Origin of the sequence: Pseudomonas sp. RL_5y_Pfl2_69 (assembly GCF_963970465.1) — a bacterium.
GTDB lineage: Bacteria > Pseudomonadota > Gammaproteobacteria > Pseudomonadales > Pseudomonadaceae > Aquipseudomonas.
In genome coordinates, this window is the sequence record NZ_CAXAOU010000004.1 from 112958 (window position 1) to 128088 (window position 15131).

Here is a 15131-nt window from a genome sequence, read left to right on the forward strand (position 1 = left end):
TTTCAAGGGAGATAACCCATGCACGCAGTTGTTCGTGTCTGGAACCACGCGGAAGAAATGCTGGTGGCGTTCCTGCTTGCAGGAATGACCCTGGTCACATTTTCCTATGTGGTGTTCAACAACCTCTACGGCATTTTCTACTCGCTGGGGGATTCACTTCCATTTGGCAACGAAGCCATGCTCAGCATCGGCGACGGTATTTTGTACATCGCCCAGGAGATGACCTGGAGCGTGGCGCTGACCAAGGCCATGTTCGGCTGGCTGATTTTTGTCGGCCTGGCCTGGGGCGTGCGGATTGGCGCGCACATCGGTGTCGACTTGCTGGTGCGCCAGTTCAATCCTGCCAACCAGCGCCGCGTGGCCTTGCTCGCCGTGGCCATCTGCCTGGGTTACTGCGCCTTGATGGCCTACTCCAGCGAGCAGTGGGTTGCCACGTTGTATCAAGTGGGGACCAGTGCCGAAGACCTGGACCGATTCGGCATTGCCCAATGGCAAATCGTAATGATCGTACCCATCGGTTTTGCCCTGATGTTCGTTCGTTTCCTGCAGATTTTCATCCGTATCGCCCAAGGCAAGCAGCAGGGACTGGGCTTGCACAGTGAGCTGGATGACGCCGTCAAGCTGGCGGAAAACGACAAGCAGGGGACCGACCAATGACCATTACCTTCCTTTTTGTCGCCCTGTTCGTGCTGATGTTCATTGGCATTCCGGTGGCGATTTCCCTGGGTTTGTCCGGGGCCATGACCATCCTGTTCTTCAGCAACGACTCGGTGCGTTCCCTGGCGATCAAACTGTTTGAAACCAGCGAGCACTACACACTGCTGGCCATTCCGTTCTTTCTGCTGTCTGGCGCATTCATGACCAGCGGTGGCGTAGCCCGTCGCCTGATCGACTTCGCCAACGCTTGCGTCGGTCACATCAAGGGTGGCCTGGCCATCGCAGCGATCCTTGCTTGCATGTTGTTTGCCGCACTGAGCGGTTCGTCGCCGGCCACGGTGGCTGCGGTGGGTTCGATCGTCATCGCGGGTATGGTGCGTTCCGGCTACAAGCAAGACTTTGCCGCCGGTATTGTGTGCAACGCGGGCACCCTGGGCATTCTGATTCCACCGTCGATTGTCATGGTGGTGTACGCCACCGCGACCGAGACATCGGTGGGCAAGCTGTTCATGGCAGGCGTTGTGCCGGGGCTGTTGCTGGGCCTTGTATTGATGATCACCATCTACATCATGGCCCGCGTGAAAGACATGCCATCGCTGCCACGGGCCTCGTTCAAGGAAATCATGGTCGCGGGCCGAAGGGCCGGTTGGGGCCTGATGCTGATCGTGATCATTCTGGGCGGTATCTACTCGGGCATGTTCACACCGACCGAAGCGGCTGCCGTGGCCGCCGTCTATGCCGCGTTCGTGGCCATCTTCATCTACAAGGACATGACCGTACGCCAATGCCCGAAAGTGATTATCGAAGCGGGCAAGCTGAGTGTGGTGCTGATGTTCATCATCGCCAACGCCATGCTGTTCGCCCACGTACTGACTACCGAGCAGATCCCGCAGTCGATCACGGCCTGGGTGGTGGAGCAGGGTTTTACGCCGATTGAGTTCCTGCTGGTGGTCAACGTCGTGCTGCTGGTTGCGGGCACCTTTATGGAGCCGTCTGCGATCATCCTGATCCTTGCGCCGATTCTGTTTCCGATTGCGATGCAACTGGGCATCGACCCGATCCACCTGGGCATCATCATGGTGGTGAACATGGAAATCGGGCTGATTACACCGCCGACCGGGCTTAACCTGTTTGTCACCTCGGCGGTGACGGGCATGCCGCTGACCCGCGTGGTGCGAGCGGTATCGCCGTGGCTGCTGGTGATGCTGGCGTTCCTGGTGCTGGTGACGTATGTGCCGTTTGTTTCCTTGGCGTTGCCGAACTGGCTGGGGATGTAGGTGTAGCCGCTTCGCGCTCAATCGACACGCGGGATGGGTGACGAATCTGTAGTCGCTGACGAGCCGTGCGAGGCTGCGATCGGCTGCGCAGCAGTCGTAAAGTCAGCTTCCACGGTTAATCAGGGATACCGCGCGTGCCGGTTTTGCGACCGCTTCGTCGCAGTGGCGCACCATCTCGATCGCAGCCTTCGTTCCTCGTCAGCGACTACGCGCGGGATGGGTGACGAACGCTGTAGCCGCTGACGAGCCGTGCGAGGCTGCGTCCGGCTGCGAAGCAGTCGCAGGCACACCGTGCGCACCGGTTTTGCGACCGCTTCGTCGCAGTGGCGCACCATCTCGATCGTAGCCTCGTTCTACTCGTCAACTGCTACGCAGTGGCATGAGTTGCGACATTCGTAGCAGCTGACGAGCCATGCGAGGCTGCGTCCGGTTTGGTGCGCCACTGCGACGCAGCAGTCGTAAAACATCATGACGCCTATCGCAGCCTTCGTTCCTCGTCAGCGACTACACCGGCTACACAGCAATTGCCCGCCGCGCAGGTTTATACTCGGCACCTTCGCAATTCATCACTTCCCTGGGTATCGAGATTTCTCATGAGCCGTTCTCTTTCCATGTCTCCTGCGCGCAAGCCGGTCGCGCCACTGGTGGCTTTTGTCCTTTTGTTGTTTGGCGCAGCGTTCCTGCAAAACAGTGTCGGCTCGCGCCAGGTTCTGTTGCTGGTCGTCGGGGCCGCTCTGGGTTTGACGCTCTATCACGCGGCCTTCGGATTTACTTCGGCATGGCGGGTGTTTATCAATGATCGGCGCGGCGCAGGTTTGCGTGCGCAAATGGTGATGCTCGCTGTGGCGGTGGTGCTGTTTTTCCCCGCGCTGGGAGCTGGCACTTTGTTTGGCCAGCCGGTGGTCGGTCTGGTGGCGCCTATCGGGATTTCGGTGGTGTTCGGCGCATTCATTTTCGGGATCGGCATGCAACTGGGCGGCGGGTGTGCGTCCGGGACCCTGTTCACCGTCGGTGGCGGCAATGCGCGAATGCTGGTCACGCTGTTGTTCTTTATCTGCGGCTCCCTGATTGCCACTCACCATGTTGACTGGTGGTTTGCGCTGCCCTCGTTTGCACCCGTTTCCATCGTCAAGAGCTTTGGCGTGGTTCCGGCTTTGCTCTTGAGTCTGGCCGTGTTCGCAGTCATTGCTGCGGTGACGGTGCGCCTGGAAAAGGGCCGTCATGGCACGCTGGAAGAGGGCGTTAGCAGCGAACATCAGGGGCTGCGCCGCTTCTTGCGGGGGCCGTGGCCGTTGGTGTGGGGGGCGATCGGCCTGGCGTTGCTCAATTACGCCACGCTGGCCCTGGCCGGGCGGCCCTGGGGCATTACGTCGGCCTTTGCACTGTGGGGCGCCAAGGCCGCGAGCGGGTTGGGCGTCGATGTCGGCAGCTGGGCGTTCTGGCAGATGCCGGGCAATGCCAAAGCCCTGGCCGCGCCTGTCTGGGAAGACGTCACCAGCGTCATGAACATGGGCATTGTCCTGGGTGCGCTCTTGGCAGCAGGTCTGGCCGGGCGTTTCGCACCCAGCCTGAAAATCCCGGCCCGCTCGCTGGTGGCGGCGGTGATCGGCGGCTTGTTGCTCGGTTATGGTTCGCGTCTGGCCTACGGCTGCAACATCGGTGCGTATTTCAGTGGCATCGCGTCGGGCAGCCTGCATGGCTGGGTGTGGCTCGTGGCAGCGTTTATCGGCAATAGCGTGGGCGTGCGCCTGCGGCCATTGTTCTTTGAAGGCGAGCGTCGGCAGGTGGCGCTGAGCGGCTGCTGAGAAGGCGGGCGGTACGGGCGTGCTGATCCTTTCTCAGCAACGCCCGTATTAAAGCGACAGGAAATCTTTATGCCGATTTCCTGGGTTCAAGGTTGATCAGTGTTCTTGCTCGAAGTGCTTTTTACGGGGTGACGAGGCGTGCTCATGGTGCTCGTCGGTCTCCACAATCGGCACTTCCTTGCCGTTGCAGTCGAACAGCTTGCCATCGCGGAACACGTCACCGTCGTTGAGCCGGCTGATATCCCGTGAGTGCAGGATGCGATCGCTGGCGGCGACGAATACCGACTGTTGGTCGGAGTTACCGGCCCGCAGGTGGTTGAACAGCAGGTTGAGCAGGATGGCCATGATCGCTGCCGAGCTGATGCCGGAGTGGAAAATGGTCTCGAACCACGTCGGGAAGTGGTGATAGAAGTTGGGCGCCGCAATCGGGATCATGCCGAAGCCGATCGATGTCGCCACGATGATCAGGTTCATGTTGTTGCGGTAATCCACCTGGGCCAGGGTGCGGATGCCGCTGGCCGCGACGGTGCCGAACAGTACCAGGCCAGCACCACCGAGGACGGCAGTGGGTACGGCCGCCACCAGTCTGCCCATGACCGGCAGCAGGCCCAGCGTCACCAGGATCAATCCCGCCGTCGCCACTACGTAGCGGCTTTTCACGCCGGTGACGGCTACCAGGCCAACGTTTTGCGCAAAGGCACTCTGGGTGAAGGAGCCAAACAGTGGCGCCAGGGCGCTGGAGATCATGTCCGCCCGCAGGCCGTTGCCGAGGCGTTTCGAGTCGACCTTGGTTTCGATGATCTCTCCGACGGCGAGGATGTCCGCGGAGGTTTCGACCATGGTCACGATGATCACGATCAGCATCGACAGGATGGCGGCAAGCCTGAACTCAGGCATGCCGTAGTGCAGGACTTCGGGCAGTGCGACCAGCGAGCCTTCCAGTACATTGGAGAAGTCGGTCATGCCAAAGGCCCATGCGACCAGGGTGCCGATGACGATCGCCAGCAGAATCGACAGGCGAGAAATACTGGCGCTCCCCAGCTTGCTCAGCAGCAGTACGGTCACCAGCGTGAATGCCGCCAGGCCGATGTTGGCCGTGCTGCCAAAGTCTGCGGCCTGACTGTTGCCACCCATGGCCCAGCGGGCCGTGACAGGCATTAGGGTCAGGCCGATGGTGACGATGACGATACCCGTCACCAGCGGCGGAAAGTACTTGATGATGCTCGAAAACAACGGCGTGATCAGCAAGCCCACCAACGACGCCACAATCACCGCCCCGAACACCACAGGCAGCCCGCCAGCCCCGTCGCTGCCGATAATGGCCACCATGGTTGCGACACCGGCGAAGGACACCCCCTGAACCAGCGGCAGGCGACAGCCGAAGAAGGGAATGCCAAGGGTTTGCAGCAATGTGGCCAGGCCTCCTGCGAACAGCGATGCCGCGATCAGCAGGCCAACATCGGCTGAAGAAAGGCCGACAGCCTGACCGATGATCAGGGGGACAGCGATGATGCCTCCGTACATGGTCAGCACATGCTGAAGTCCGTAGGCCAGGTTGGCGCCAATACCGAGGTTTTCGTCCTCTGGACGAGATGAAGCGGAAGAAGTCATGGTGAGTAGCTCGCTTTTGTTATTTTAGATGCGTCTAACAGCACGTTCTCAGTCGCATTCGACGAGTGTTGGGCTCAGTAGCGGCCCGTCGTTGCCCTCAGTGCAGAGCGCAACGCTTTGAGCGGATCATTCGCCGCTGACCAACTGACGGGCCAACTGGTTGTGGCGCTCCAGCACCCGGGGCAGGTCGACGGTGGTGAGGTGGCCGTCCTTTACCACCACACGACCATTGATCACGCTGGTGTCGACGTGGGTCGGGGTGCAGAACACCAGGGCAGCCAGTGGATCGTGCAGGGCGCCGGCATAGGCCAGGTGGCCAAGGTCGAAGGCCACGAAGTCCGCCACCATGCCGGGGGCCAGGGCACCAATGTCATTGCGGTTGAGTACTTTGGCACCTCCCAGTGTTGCGATCTCCAGCGCCTCGCGGGCGGACATCGCGTCAGGGCCAAAACCGACACGCTGCAACAGCAGCGCCTGGCGTACTTCGCCGATCATGCTGGCTCCATCGTTGGAGGCCGAACCGTCGACACCCAGGCCCACCGATACGCCGTGGTCGCGCATCGTGCGGATCGGCGCGATCCCCGAACCCAGTCGCATGTTCGAGCACGGGCAGTGGGCGACCCCGGTACCGGTGCGGGCGAACAGTTCGATGCCGTGCTGGTCCAGTTGCACACAGTGGGCGTGCCACACGTCGGGGCCGACCCAGCCCAGGTCTTCGACGTATTGGGCAGGAGTCATGCCGAACTTCTCGCGGCTGTAGGCGATGTCGTTGATGTTCTCCGCAAGGTGCGTGTGCAGCGACACACCGTACTGGCGCGCAAGAACGGCTGATTCGCGCATCAGGTCGCGGCTCACTGAAAAAGGTGAGCAGGGCGCCACGACCATGCGCAGCATCGAGCCATGACGGGCGTCGTGGTAGTCCTCGATCAGGCGCTGGGAATCCTTGAGGATGTCGCTTTCTTTTTCCACCACCGAGTCGGGCGGCAAACCACCCAGGCTTTGGCCCACACTCATGCTGCCGCGGGCAGCGTGAAAGCGCATGCCAATCTCTGCCGCTGCATGGATGCTGTCGTCGAGCTTGCAGCCGTTGGGGTAGATGTAGAGATGGTCACTGGATGTGGTGCAGCCGGACAAAATCAGTTCGGCCATCGCGGTTTGGGTCGAAATGGCGATCATTTCAGGCGTCAGTCGCGCCCAGATTGGATACAAGTTTGTCAGCCAGTTGAACAATTCGCCGTCCTGCGCCGCCGGTACTACACGGGTCAGGCTCTGGTACATGTGGTGGTGGGTATTGACCAGCCCCGGGATCACCACTTTGCCGGCCATGTCCAGAATCACGTCGGCGTGTTGGGGCAGGGTGTCGGTTGGACCGACCTGCCTGATCAGGTTGCCTTCTATGAACAGGCCACCGCGCCTGATCTCCCGACGTTCACCATCCATTGTCACCAAAAGATCTGCGTTTTTGACCAGTAAAGTTTTGGGCATGGGTTTTCCTCTTCCGTGATGGCTCAAGCAAGCATCGGTGTGCGTGTTGAATGACATGTCTGGATGACGCTCGATGGGTTCGAGCCGCTGTGGAGGTTGCATGGTTATTAACCGTCGCAGTACGCACCGGCGACTGCCGGGGTCGTAGGCGTGGATTTATGTAACCAGAATTTAAATGGATTGTATACAAGTAAAGTGGGCGCTGATTTACCCGGTAACAATGGGTGCCCGATCCACCCGTCCAGTTCTTGGGTCAGGAAAAGGGAATGTTTTGCCATTACATTGCCATCACTCTATGATCCAAATGCGCTATTTACCGGACGCACAACCCTATGCCCGTTGACCTGGACGCTCTCTACCCCAAGCTGATTCATTTGATGCTGGACACGGTTTTTGTGGTCGACAGGGACAACCGGATTGCATTTGTCAGTAATGCCTGCGAGGCGCTGCTCGGCTACTTTGCCGAGGAACTGACCGGAACCGTTATTACGGACTACATGCATCCTGAGGATCTGACGACCACTCGGGCCTCTATTGCCCGGGTCATGAACGGCCAGGCTCACGTTGATTTTCGCAACCGCTACATCCGCAAGGATGGAAGCATCGTGCATATCCTCTGGGCTGCCTTTTGGTCCGAGGATGTGGGCGCGCGCATCGGCGTTGCGCGGGACGTGACGGCCCTCAGGGACGCCGAAGATGAATTGCGCTTCCTTGCCCATCATGATCCGCTGACAAAGCTGACCAACCGCTCGCTGTTCAATGATCGGCTGGACCTGGCCCTGCGGGCGGCGAACCGTCGCAAAAGCACTCTGGCCCTGCTGTTCGTGGACATGAATGACTTCAAGGGCATCAATGACATTTACGGGCATGCCATGGGCGATCGTGTGTTGTGCATGGCGGCTCGACGGCTGGAGAGCTGCGTGCGCGAGACGGACACCGTGGCACGGATGGGCGGCGATGAGTTCACGGTCCTGTTGACGGATATTGGCTCGCAGGACGTCGTGCTCGATAAAGTCGCACAGATCAACGCGGTCATGGCCCAGCCGCTGGGCGCCGAGTTTGGCGGGATGTATATGCCGTCCTGCAGTATCGGCGTGGCCTTTTATCCGGCAGACGGGGTGGATGCCGATACGCTACTCAGCCATGCCGATGGCGAGATGTACCGGGTCAAGCGAAGCCGTTCTCTGGCCGGGTGAAGGTCCGTGCGGTGGCTTCGCCTGCACCTTTTCGTGGCCGGATACGGCGCCGTTGGCGTTTTGCTCCCCGGGGAGGGCGTTTTTTGGCGCTATGGGTTGAAAAATCAGATCGCCGTCTCTTCAACTTGCACGTCTCAGCGGCTAACATGCGCGCCCTGGTTTTGCATGCCCGGTCAGTGCCAAGGTTTGCGCCCAGCCTGCCTTGAACCTTTCCTGTAACTCGCCAGCCACGGCTGTGGCGTCGAACGAAGCTCAATCACACATACCTGTTTTCTCCTCCCGCCCCGGTCTTTGCCCGTGCCGGGCTGCACCTGCCTGTCGCGGGTTTTTCCATTGATCAATGAGGTCGTGAGTTAATTATGTCTGTGCAACTGCTGGCGATGGCGCTGGCACCTTTACTTGGGCTGTTTATCATCAGCATCGGCAACGGCATGCTTGCGTCACTGACGACATTGCGACTCGATACCCTGGGCGAGTCAGCCACCATGGTCGGCATCGTCTCTTCGGCTTATTTCATCGGCCTGACCCTGGGCTCGATTTTCAATGACCGGTTGATCGTGCGGATCGGCCATATCCGCGCCTACAGCTGCTTCGCCGCCCTGATCGCCACCATGATTCTGTTCCAGGGGATGAGCTCAGATCCCTGGACCTGGTTCGTGTTGCGGCTGATCACAGGCTGGGCCAGTGTCGGTGTGTTTCTTGTGGTGGAAAGCTGGTTGCTGATGGCGGCCGACCCCAAGATCCGCGGGCGCCTGCTGGCGCTGTACATGATTGCCCTCTACGGCGCAGGCCTGCTGGGGCAAGTCAACCTGGGTGCCATCGCGCAAACCGGTGACACCATCCCCTTCATGATTGCGGCCATCCTGGCCTCGCTGTCCCTGTTGCCCATTGTCATGATTCCCCGTGCAACGCCCATCGTTGAACGCGCCGAACCGCTGATGCCGCTGCAGTTACTGCGCACAACGCCGACCGGGGTCATCGGCTGCTTTGGTTCGGGCATTGCCATTGCGGCGGTGTATGCACTGCTGCCGCTGTACCTGCAACGCATCGGCATGGACGTGACTGAAGTCGGACACATGATGGCCAGTGTCATCCTCGGCGCCATGCTGTTGCAGTACCCGGTCGGGCGCTGGTCGGATCATCAGGACAGGCATCTGGTGCTGATCGTGCTGGGGGCTGCCTGCGCGGTGTTGTCGCTGATCATCCTGTTCCTGCCGCCTGGGTCGCCCTTGCTGGTCGTGGCGTTTTTCCTGCTGGGGGGCGGCATTTTCGCGATTTACCCGGTGGCAGTCAGTCACGCGGCGGATCGGGCATCGTCGGGGGCGATCGTGCGCATGATCCAGGGTTTGTTGCTGATCAACTCCCTGGGTTCTGCCGTCAGCCCGCTGGTGATTTCACCGTTGATGACCAAAGTGGGTGAAGGCGGGCTGTTCTGGGCGCTGGCTGCGCTCAATGTGTGCCTGGTGCTGCTGTTTGTGTGGCGGCGCGGCAAGCGTTCGGAGCCTGTCACGGCCGCACCGTTCACTGCAGCGGCACAGATGTCGGCGGTGGGCGTGGAGATGCGCGTCACTGAAGACCTGGCCCAGGCCGTGCTCGATCACGAGCGCGATGCCGACGGTGAAGACGAGCACAGGGCGCAGCGTCAGGCCTAGGGGGCGCGCACGATGGAAAGGAATGCGCCCCGGCAGGGGCGCATTGATCAGCTCACCGGCATTTGCGGGCGGCGTTTGACGCGGCGTTTTACAAACACGGCAATAAACAGCACCACCAGTGCCATTACGCTGAAGAACACCGTGTTGAACCAGGGGAAGGGTTCATCGCGGGTCTTGGTGGCTTCGATCGCGGTGATGTTCGGGAACACCGAGAAGATCTTGATGCGCCATCCGTAATATCGAATCAGTGCCAGCTGCTCGGCATCGCGGGAGTATCCCTGGGCCTTGGCCTGGATGTCAGCGGAGTCGAACTTGAAATACCAGGGGAAGGACCAGCCGGTATCCTCGTTGCGATAAACCATGACTTCCTTGGTCACCGGGTCTTCGGTGTTGATGAAGTACACATCGCGGGTCGGGCCGTCAGCCGGATTTTCAGCGTTGATGACGCCATTGTGATCGACCCGTTTGACTTCAACCCCGGTGACCATCACCACATCGTGTTGAGGCAGAAAGTAAAACAGCCCCAGCGCTACAGCGCCGACTGCAAGCAGGATCGCGCCCAGAATGATGCCCTTGAGCCACTTCATGCAAAAACCCCGTACATATTGATAATTCCTGATTGCTGTTGATTGAACCACTGGCGGAGCTTATCGCAGCCTACGTAAAGGACTACAAGTTCCGAGTGAGTTGCCTACATGATTTGTAGCAGTTTAGTTGTTCCTCTACACCATAAGCCGCTGTTGGCGCGTGGGGGCACAAAACCTGTAGTCGCTGCCGCAGGCTGCGATAAGGTCCGAAGGACCTTCGGCTTTTGCACAGCGCGAGCCCTTCGGGCCCGATCGCAGCCTGCGGCAGCGACTACAGGTTTTGTGCACAAGTACGGCAGCTGTGCCCCATGGCAGGAGGAGCTTTTTAGCCTGCCGGGGGGTAGCATTGGGCCTTATCACTGCATAAGAAATGGATCGAACCTTGATCGAGCGACGTCAATTCAGCACTGGCATGAAGGGCAAGAACCTTCGCTATCTCAACGACAGCCCCGCCGAGGCTGGCCCGGTGGTCCGCACGGGTTTTGTGCTGCTTGAGCATTTTTCACTGCCCGCGTTTACCCAGGCGCTGGACACCCTCATCACCGCCAACCTGCTGCGAGCCGGTTTGTTTACATCGCGCACCTATGGCTTGAGCGACGGTGAGGTCATCAGCGATCTGGGCCTGGTGATCCGCCCCGATGCGCGCATTGATCCGGGGATGATCGATGAACTGGACCTGCTGGTCATTTGCGGTGGCTACAGAACCGAACTCCACATCAGCGACGAACTGGTCAGCCTGCTCAGGGCCGCTTCCAGCGCGGGCATTACTCTTGGCGGGTTATGGAACGGTGCCTGGTTTCTGGCCAGTGCCGGGCTGCTGGACGGTTACCGTTGCGCTATCCACCCTGAACACCGGCCCGCACTGGCCGAAGTGGCCAAGGCAGCCCAGGTCACCAGCGAGCCGTACGTCATTGACCGTGACCGCCTGACGGCCTCCAGCCCTGCGGGGGCGTTCCAGATGGCGCTGGGCTGGATCAAGGGCTTGCATGACAAGGCGCTGGTGGAGGGGATCGAGGATATCCTGGCGTTCGAAGAGTCCCGCTATCGGCGGATCAAGCCTGCGCAGAACATCTGCGTGAGCGCCCCACTGCGTGAAGTGGTCATGCTGATGGACGCCAACCTTGAGGAACCTCTGGAGCTGGAACAACTGGCGGTCTATGTCGGTCGTTCCCGTCGCCAGCTGGAGCGCCTGTTCAAGGAGCAGTTGGGCACCACGCCGCAGCGCTATTACCTCGAGCTGCGCATCACCGAAGCCCGTCGCCTGCTGCAACACACCGAGTTGTCACAGGTGGATGTGCTGGTGGCCTGCGGGTTCGTGTCGCCCAGCCATTTCAGCAAGTGTTACAGCGCCTATTTCGGCTACCGGCCATCCAGGGAAGTGCGCCTGGTCAAATAGCGTTGATGCATGGCGGCGCTGCACACGGCTGAACCTTGGCTATGCTGTTGGCTTGACTGCGCAGGCAGAAGCTCTGGCTTGAGGGACTTGAATGATTTCGGAATGGGAAATGATCGCGCGTCTGCTGTTGGCCTCGGTGTTGGGCAGCATGATTGGTTTGCAACGGGAGCATCAGTTTTGGACCGCAGGTTTGCGCACCCATATGCTGGTGGCGACCGGGGCGTGTCTATTTATGATCGTATCGGCCTTTGGTTTTCAACAGGCGCTGACCCAGCAGGGCACGCAACTCGATCCTTCGCGGATCGCCGCGCAGATCGTCACCGGCATCGGCTTTCTCGGTGCCGGCTCGATCATGATGCGCGGTGAAGTGATCAAGGGGCTAACAACAGCCGCAAGCCTGTGGGCGGTCGCGGCCATCGGTATGACCATCGGAGGCGGGCTGTATTTGCTGGGGGTGGCCGCGACCCTTCTGATTCTGCTTATCCTGATTACCATCGGGCCGATTGAGCACCGGTATCGCGATTACATAAAGGTGCATGTCATCAAGCTGGTAGCGCCGATCGGGGTGTTGAATCGCCAGAGCCTCGAGGACTTTCTCGGTGCCGATGCTGGCCGTCTCAAGCAGGTGGTGGTCGAGCAGGGGCCTGACATGGGCACCGAAAGCATCACGGTCGAGTTCAGGAAAACCAGTCGGGTGGAAACCGCAGAGCTGTTGAAAAAGATTCTGACGATCCCGGATGTCCGTGAGGAGCCACCTCCCCACTGACAGCCGTTCGGCGTAGTTATCCGGTGTGCCGGGTGACTGTTCTCGTGTGCTGAACAGTGCCCGGCATCTGGCTCAGTGTGACGGCCCAGAAAACGAGGGCCGTCAGGCTGACGCCGGCGCCGAGCAGGCACACGCCGGTCCAGCCCCATGCCGCGTAAAGGGCCGTGGACGCCAGTGCGCCAAACCCGCTGCCTATGGCATAAAACAGCATGTAGCAGCCCACGACACGACTGTGTGCATCGGGGCGTGTGTTGAAAATCATGCTCTGGTTGGTGACATGAATGGCCTGGGCGCCGAGGTCGAGGATCACGACGCCGACAACCAGCCAAACCATCGAGTAAGTCGTAAGCCAGAGTGCAATCCAGGCCAGTATCAGCAATCCCAGGGATATGCCGGTTGTCCATTGCCCCAGCCCTTTATCCGCCCAGACCCCGGCGCGGGTGGCCGCCAGTGCACCCACTACGCCCACCAGGCCAAATGTGCCGATGGTTGTGTGCGAAAACCCGTAGGGCGCGTGGGTCAGGAGAAACACCAGCGCACTCCAGAAAATCCCCAGCACCGCAAAAATGAACAAGGCGAGCATCCCGCGGATTTGCAGCACGGGATCTTCCCTGAGCAATGTAAACATCGAGAGCACCAGCCGCGCATATCCAGTGGGTGTGGCTGACGGTCGCTGTGACGGCAAGACTTTGTAGAGGATCAAGCCGAGCGCCATCATCACCAGTGCTGAACCCAGATAAACCCAGCGCCACCCGGCCAGGTCCGCAATCAGCCCGGCTGCCAGCCGTGACAGCAACAGGCCAATCACAACCCCGCCCTGGACCGTGCCCACCACCCGACCGCGTTCTTGCGGCAAGGACGCGGTGGCGGCGAAGGCGATCAGGCCCTGGGTCATGGCGGTTCCCAGCAGGCCTATCCCGAGCATGGCCAGCAGCATGATCAAGGGGGAGTGGGTCATGGCCACGCAAAAAAGCCCGGCGATCAGTGCGCCGATCTGGGCCAGCATCAAGGTCCGGCGATTTACCTGGTCGCCCAGGGGCACGATCAGCAGCAAGGCCAGCACACTGCCGACCTGAGTGGCGGTAATCACACCGCCGACCGCGCCAGGGCTGATGGCAAAATCTTCTGCCACCTGGTCAAGCAACGGCTGGGCGTAATAAACGTTCGCCACACTCAGCCCGCTGGCGCAGGCAAACACCCCGACCAGCCCTCGCGGTGTGCGCAGCGGGACCGATGCAGTAACGGGATAGAGTTGATTGTTGGGCACGGGTAAACCTCTCGGCAATCCAGTCTCGAAATAAGACTGGTTTCATTCTAGGTCAGCCAGTCTTAAAATGAAACTTGATGCGGGAAGTCACCCGGATTTCCAGGGCAAACAAAGGAGCGAGCATGGCAAGGCAGCATATGGATCCAGCCCCAACGTGTCCGGTGGCACGGACTGTGGACTTGATCGGCGATCGCTGGTCGTTATTGATCGTGCGCGACGCGTTCGATGGGGTCAGGCGATTTGGAGACTTCCAGAATGGTCTGGGGGTGGCGCGCAGCGTGCTGACCCAGCGTCTAAAGGGGCTGGTCGAGGCCGGTATTCTGCAGGTGCAGCCAGCCTCTGACGGGACCTCGTATCAGGAGTACGTCTTGACGGCGAAGGGTGAGGGGTTGTTCCCGGTGGTCGTGGCTTTGCGCCAATGGGCAGAGCAGCATGCGTTCGAGCCGCACGAGGCCCGCTCGCAACTCGTGGATACAGCCACAGGGCAGCCGTTGGGGTTGATGCAGCCCATCAGCGCCCAGGGACAGGTGATTGCCCCTGAGCAGACCCGGGTCATCAAAAAAACGCTGTGACTGGCAATGCTGTTCACTCAGGTTTTTTTTGGCTCTGTGGGAGCGGGCTTGCTCGCGATGGTCGTTAACGATGACGCGTCTTTACTGAGTTAATGCGGTGCTCTTAAGACCCTCGCGAGCAATCCCGCTCCCACACTTGAGCAGCGTTGCTCTTGAGTGAACGGTTCAGACGAATTGCATTTCCGGGACGTGGTCCGGGACGATCAGCTTGCCTGCGGTTTTGCGAACGATTTCGTCGACGCTGACGCCGGGTGCGCGTTCCTTGAGGATGAATGCACCGTTGTCTATTTCCAGATAGGCAAGGTCGGTCAAGACACGCTTGATGCAACCCGCGCCGGTCAAAGGCAGGCTGCAACGGGACAACAGCTTGGACTCTCCGTCCTTGGAGGCGTGGGTCATGGTGACGATGATGTTTTCCGCGCCGGCCACCAGGTCCATCGCGCCGCCCATGCCCTTGACCAGCTTGCCGGGGATCATCCAGGAGGCGATGTTGCCGTGTACGTCGACTTCAAAGGCACCGAGTACGGTGAGGTCGATATGGCCGCCGCGAATCATCGCGAACGACTCTGCCGAGGAGAAAATCGACGCCCCGGTGCGCGCGGTGACGGTTTGCTTGCCGGCGTTGATCATGTCGGCGTCCGCTTCACCGACGCGGGGGAATGCACCCATGCCCAGCAGGCCGTTTTCCGATTGCAGCATGACTTCCATGCCTTCGGGAATGTAGTTGGCGACCAGGGTCGGGATGCCGATGCCCAGGTTTACATAGAAGCCGTCCTGCATTTCGCGGGCGACGCGCTGAGCCATTTGTTCGCGGGAAAGAGCCATGGTTGTTCTCCGTGCTCGGGTTCAGGAGTTGGGCA

The 15131-nt window shown here is 60.2% G+C and carries 13 protein-coding genes; 8 read left to right on the forward strand and 5 right to left on the reverse strand.

All coding sequences use genetic code 11. The features are described from left to right. Nucleotides 1-18: 18 nt before the first annotated feature. The 3 genes from AACY07_RS09000 to AACY07_RS09010 all read left to right on the forward strand — a co-directional run bounded on the left by AACY07_RS09000 (nt 19) and on the right by AACY07_RS09010 (nt 3739). A complete protein-coding gene (locus tag AACY07_RS09000) occupies nt 19-657 on the forward strand; it encodes a TRAP transporter small permease subunit (RefSeq protein WP_133076915.1) in 639 nt (212 codons plus the stop codon). Further along, nucleotides 654-1934: a C4-dicarboxylate TRAP transporter large permease protein DctM gene (dctM, locus tag AACY07_RS09005; protein WP_219263110.1), complete on the forward strand. Its 1281-nt coding sequence runs from the start codon at nt 654-656 to the stop codon at nt 1932-1934. The genes AACY07_RS09000 and dctM overlap by 4 nt, the downstream gene beginning before the upstream one ends. 593 nt (nt 1935-2527) lie before the next feature. Next, nucleotides 2528-3739: a YeeE/YedE family protein gene (locus AACY07_RS09010; protein WP_339474468.1), complete on the forward strand. Its 1212-nt coding sequence runs from the start codon at nt 2528-2530 to the stop codon at nt 3737-3739. A 96-nt stretch (nt 3740-3835) separates the two neighbouring features. Here the strand turns inward: AACY07_RS09010 and AACY07_RS09015 are convergent, their stop codons facing one another. Then, nucleotides 3836-5350 carry a nucleobase:cation symporter-2 family protein gene (locus AACY07_RS09015; protein ID WP_339474470.1) on the reverse strand — a complete coding sequence of 505 codons (1515 nt, stop codon included), beginning with the start codon at nt 5348-5350 and terminating at the stop codon, nt 3836-3838. A 126-nt stretch (nt 5351-5476) separates the two neighbouring features. After that, a complete protein-coding gene (locus AACY07_RS09020; protein ID WP_339474472.1) occupies nt 5477-6835 on the reverse strand; it encodes an 8-oxoguanine deaminase in 1359 nt (452 codons plus the stop codon). Nucleotides 6836-7167: 332 nt separating this feature from the next. Between AACY07_RS09020 and AACY07_RS09025 the strand changes: the two genes are divergently transcribed. Continuing rightward, a complete protein-coding gene (locus tag AACY07_RS09025) occupies nt 7168-8031 on the forward strand; it encodes a diguanylate cyclase domain-containing protein (protein ID WP_133076910.1) in 864 nt (287 codons plus the stop codon). A 359-nt stretch (nt 8032-8390) separates the two neighbouring features. Then, nucleotides 8391-9683 (forward strand): MFS transporter, encoded by a 1293-nt coding sequence (locus AACY07_RS09030; RefSeq protein WP_339474474.1) that lies wholly within the window; start codon nt 8391-8393, stop codon nt 9681-9683. 47 nt (nt 9684-9730) lie between these two features. On the opposite strand, the gene AACY07_RS09035 is transcribed toward AACY07_RS09030, so the two are convergent. After that, a complete protein-coding gene (locus tag AACY07_RS09035; protein ID WP_133076908.1) occupies nt 9731-10270 on the reverse strand; it encodes a DUF1523 family protein in 540 nt (179 codons plus the stop codon). Nucleotides 10271-10640: 370 nt separating this feature from the next. On the opposite strand from AACY07_RS09035, the gene AACY07_RS09040 reads away from it, so the two are divergent. Together AACY07_RS09040 and AACY07_RS09045 are read left to right on the forward strand one after the other, a co-directional pair. Continuing rightward, the gene (locus AACY07_RS09040; protein ID WP_219263101.1) at nt 10641-11666 is read left to right on the forward strand and encodes a GlxA family transcriptional regulator; all 1026 of its coding nucleotides are present in this window, start codon (nt 10641-10643) and stop codon (nt 11664-11666) included. Between the two features lie 109 nt (nt 11667-11775). Next, a complete protein-coding gene (locus AACY07_RS09045; RefSeq protein WP_326426582.1) occupies nt 11776-12432 on the forward strand; it encodes an MgtC/SapB family protein in 657 nt (218 codons plus the stop codon). A gap of 16 nt (nt 12433-12448) precedes the next feature. Here AACY07_RS09045 and AACY07_RS09050 read toward each other — a convergent pair whose 3' ends face one another. Further along, on the reverse strand, nt 12449-13699 hold the full coding sequence (locus AACY07_RS09050) for an MFS transporter (protein ID WP_339474476.1): 1251 nt from the start codon (nt 13697-13699) through the stop codon (nt 12449-12451). 122 nt (nt 13700-13821) lie between these two features. Between AACY07_RS09050 and AACY07_RS09055 the strand changes: the two genes are divergently transcribed. Next, on the forward strand, nt 13822-14271 hold the full coding sequence (locus AACY07_RS09055) for a winged helix-turn-helix transcriptional regulator (protein WP_133076904.1): 450 nt from the start codon (nt 13822-13824) through the stop codon (nt 14269-14271). 165 nt (nt 14272-14436) lie between these two features. Here the strand turns inward: AACY07_RS09055 and AACY07_RS09060 are convergent, their stop codons facing one another. After that, entirely contained in the window at nt 14437-15096 is a 660-nt protein-coding gene (locus AACY07_RS09060; RefSeq protein ID WP_133076903.1) for a CoA transferase subunit B, read from the reverse strand. Nucleotides 15097-15131 lie beyond the last annotated feature (35 nt).

Bases quoted from the DNA above. Each gene is read 5' to 3' on its own strand.
- AACY07_RS09000 (WP_133076915.1), top strand. From the start codon at position 19: ATGCACGCAGTTGTTCGTGTCTGGAACCACGCGGAAGAAATGCTGGTG.
- dctM (WP_219263110.1), top strand. From the start codon at position 654: ATGACCATTACCTTCCTTTTTGTCGCCCTGTTCGTGCTGATGTTCATT.
- AACY07_RS09010 (WP_339474468.1), top strand. From the start codon at position 2,528: ATGAGCCGTTCTCTTTCCATGTCTCCTGCGCGCAAGCCGGTCGCGCCA.
- AACY07_RS09015 (WP_339474470.1), bottom strand. From the start codon at position 5,350: ATGACTTCTTCCGCTTCATCTCGTCCAGAGGACGAAAACCTCGGTATT.
- AACY07_RS09020 (WP_339474472.1), bottom strand. From the start codon at position 6,835: ATGCCCAAAACTTTACTGGTCAAAAACGCAGATCTTTTGGTGACAATG.
- AACY07_RS09025 (WP_133076910.1), top strand. From the start codon at position 7,168: ATGCCCGTTGACCTGGACGCTCTCTACCCCAAGCTGATTCATTTGATG.
- AACY07_RS09030 (WP_339474474.1), top strand. From the start codon at position 8,391: ATGTCTGTGCAACTGCTGGCGATGGCGCTGGCACCTTTACTTGGGCTG.
- AACY07_RS09035 (WP_133076908.1), bottom strand. From the start codon at position 10,270: ATGAAGTGGCTCAAGGGCATCATTCTGGGCGCGATCCTGCTTGCAGTC.
- AACY07_RS09040 (WP_219263101.1), top strand. From the start codon at position 10,641: ATGGATCGAACCTTGATCGAGCGACGTCAATTCAGCACTGGCATGAAG.
- AACY07_RS09045 (WP_326426582.1), top strand. From the start codon at position 11,776: ATGATCGCGCGTCTGCTGTTGGCCTCGGTGTTGGGCAGCATGATTGGT.
- AACY07_RS09055 (WP_133076904.1), top strand. From the start codon at position 13,822: ATGGCAAGGCAGCATATGGATCCAGCCCCAACGTGTCCGGTGGCACGG.
- AACY07_RS09060 (WP_133076903.1), bottom strand. From the start codon at position 15,096: ATGGCTCTTTCCCGCGAACAAATGGCTCAGCGCGTCGCCCGCGAAATG.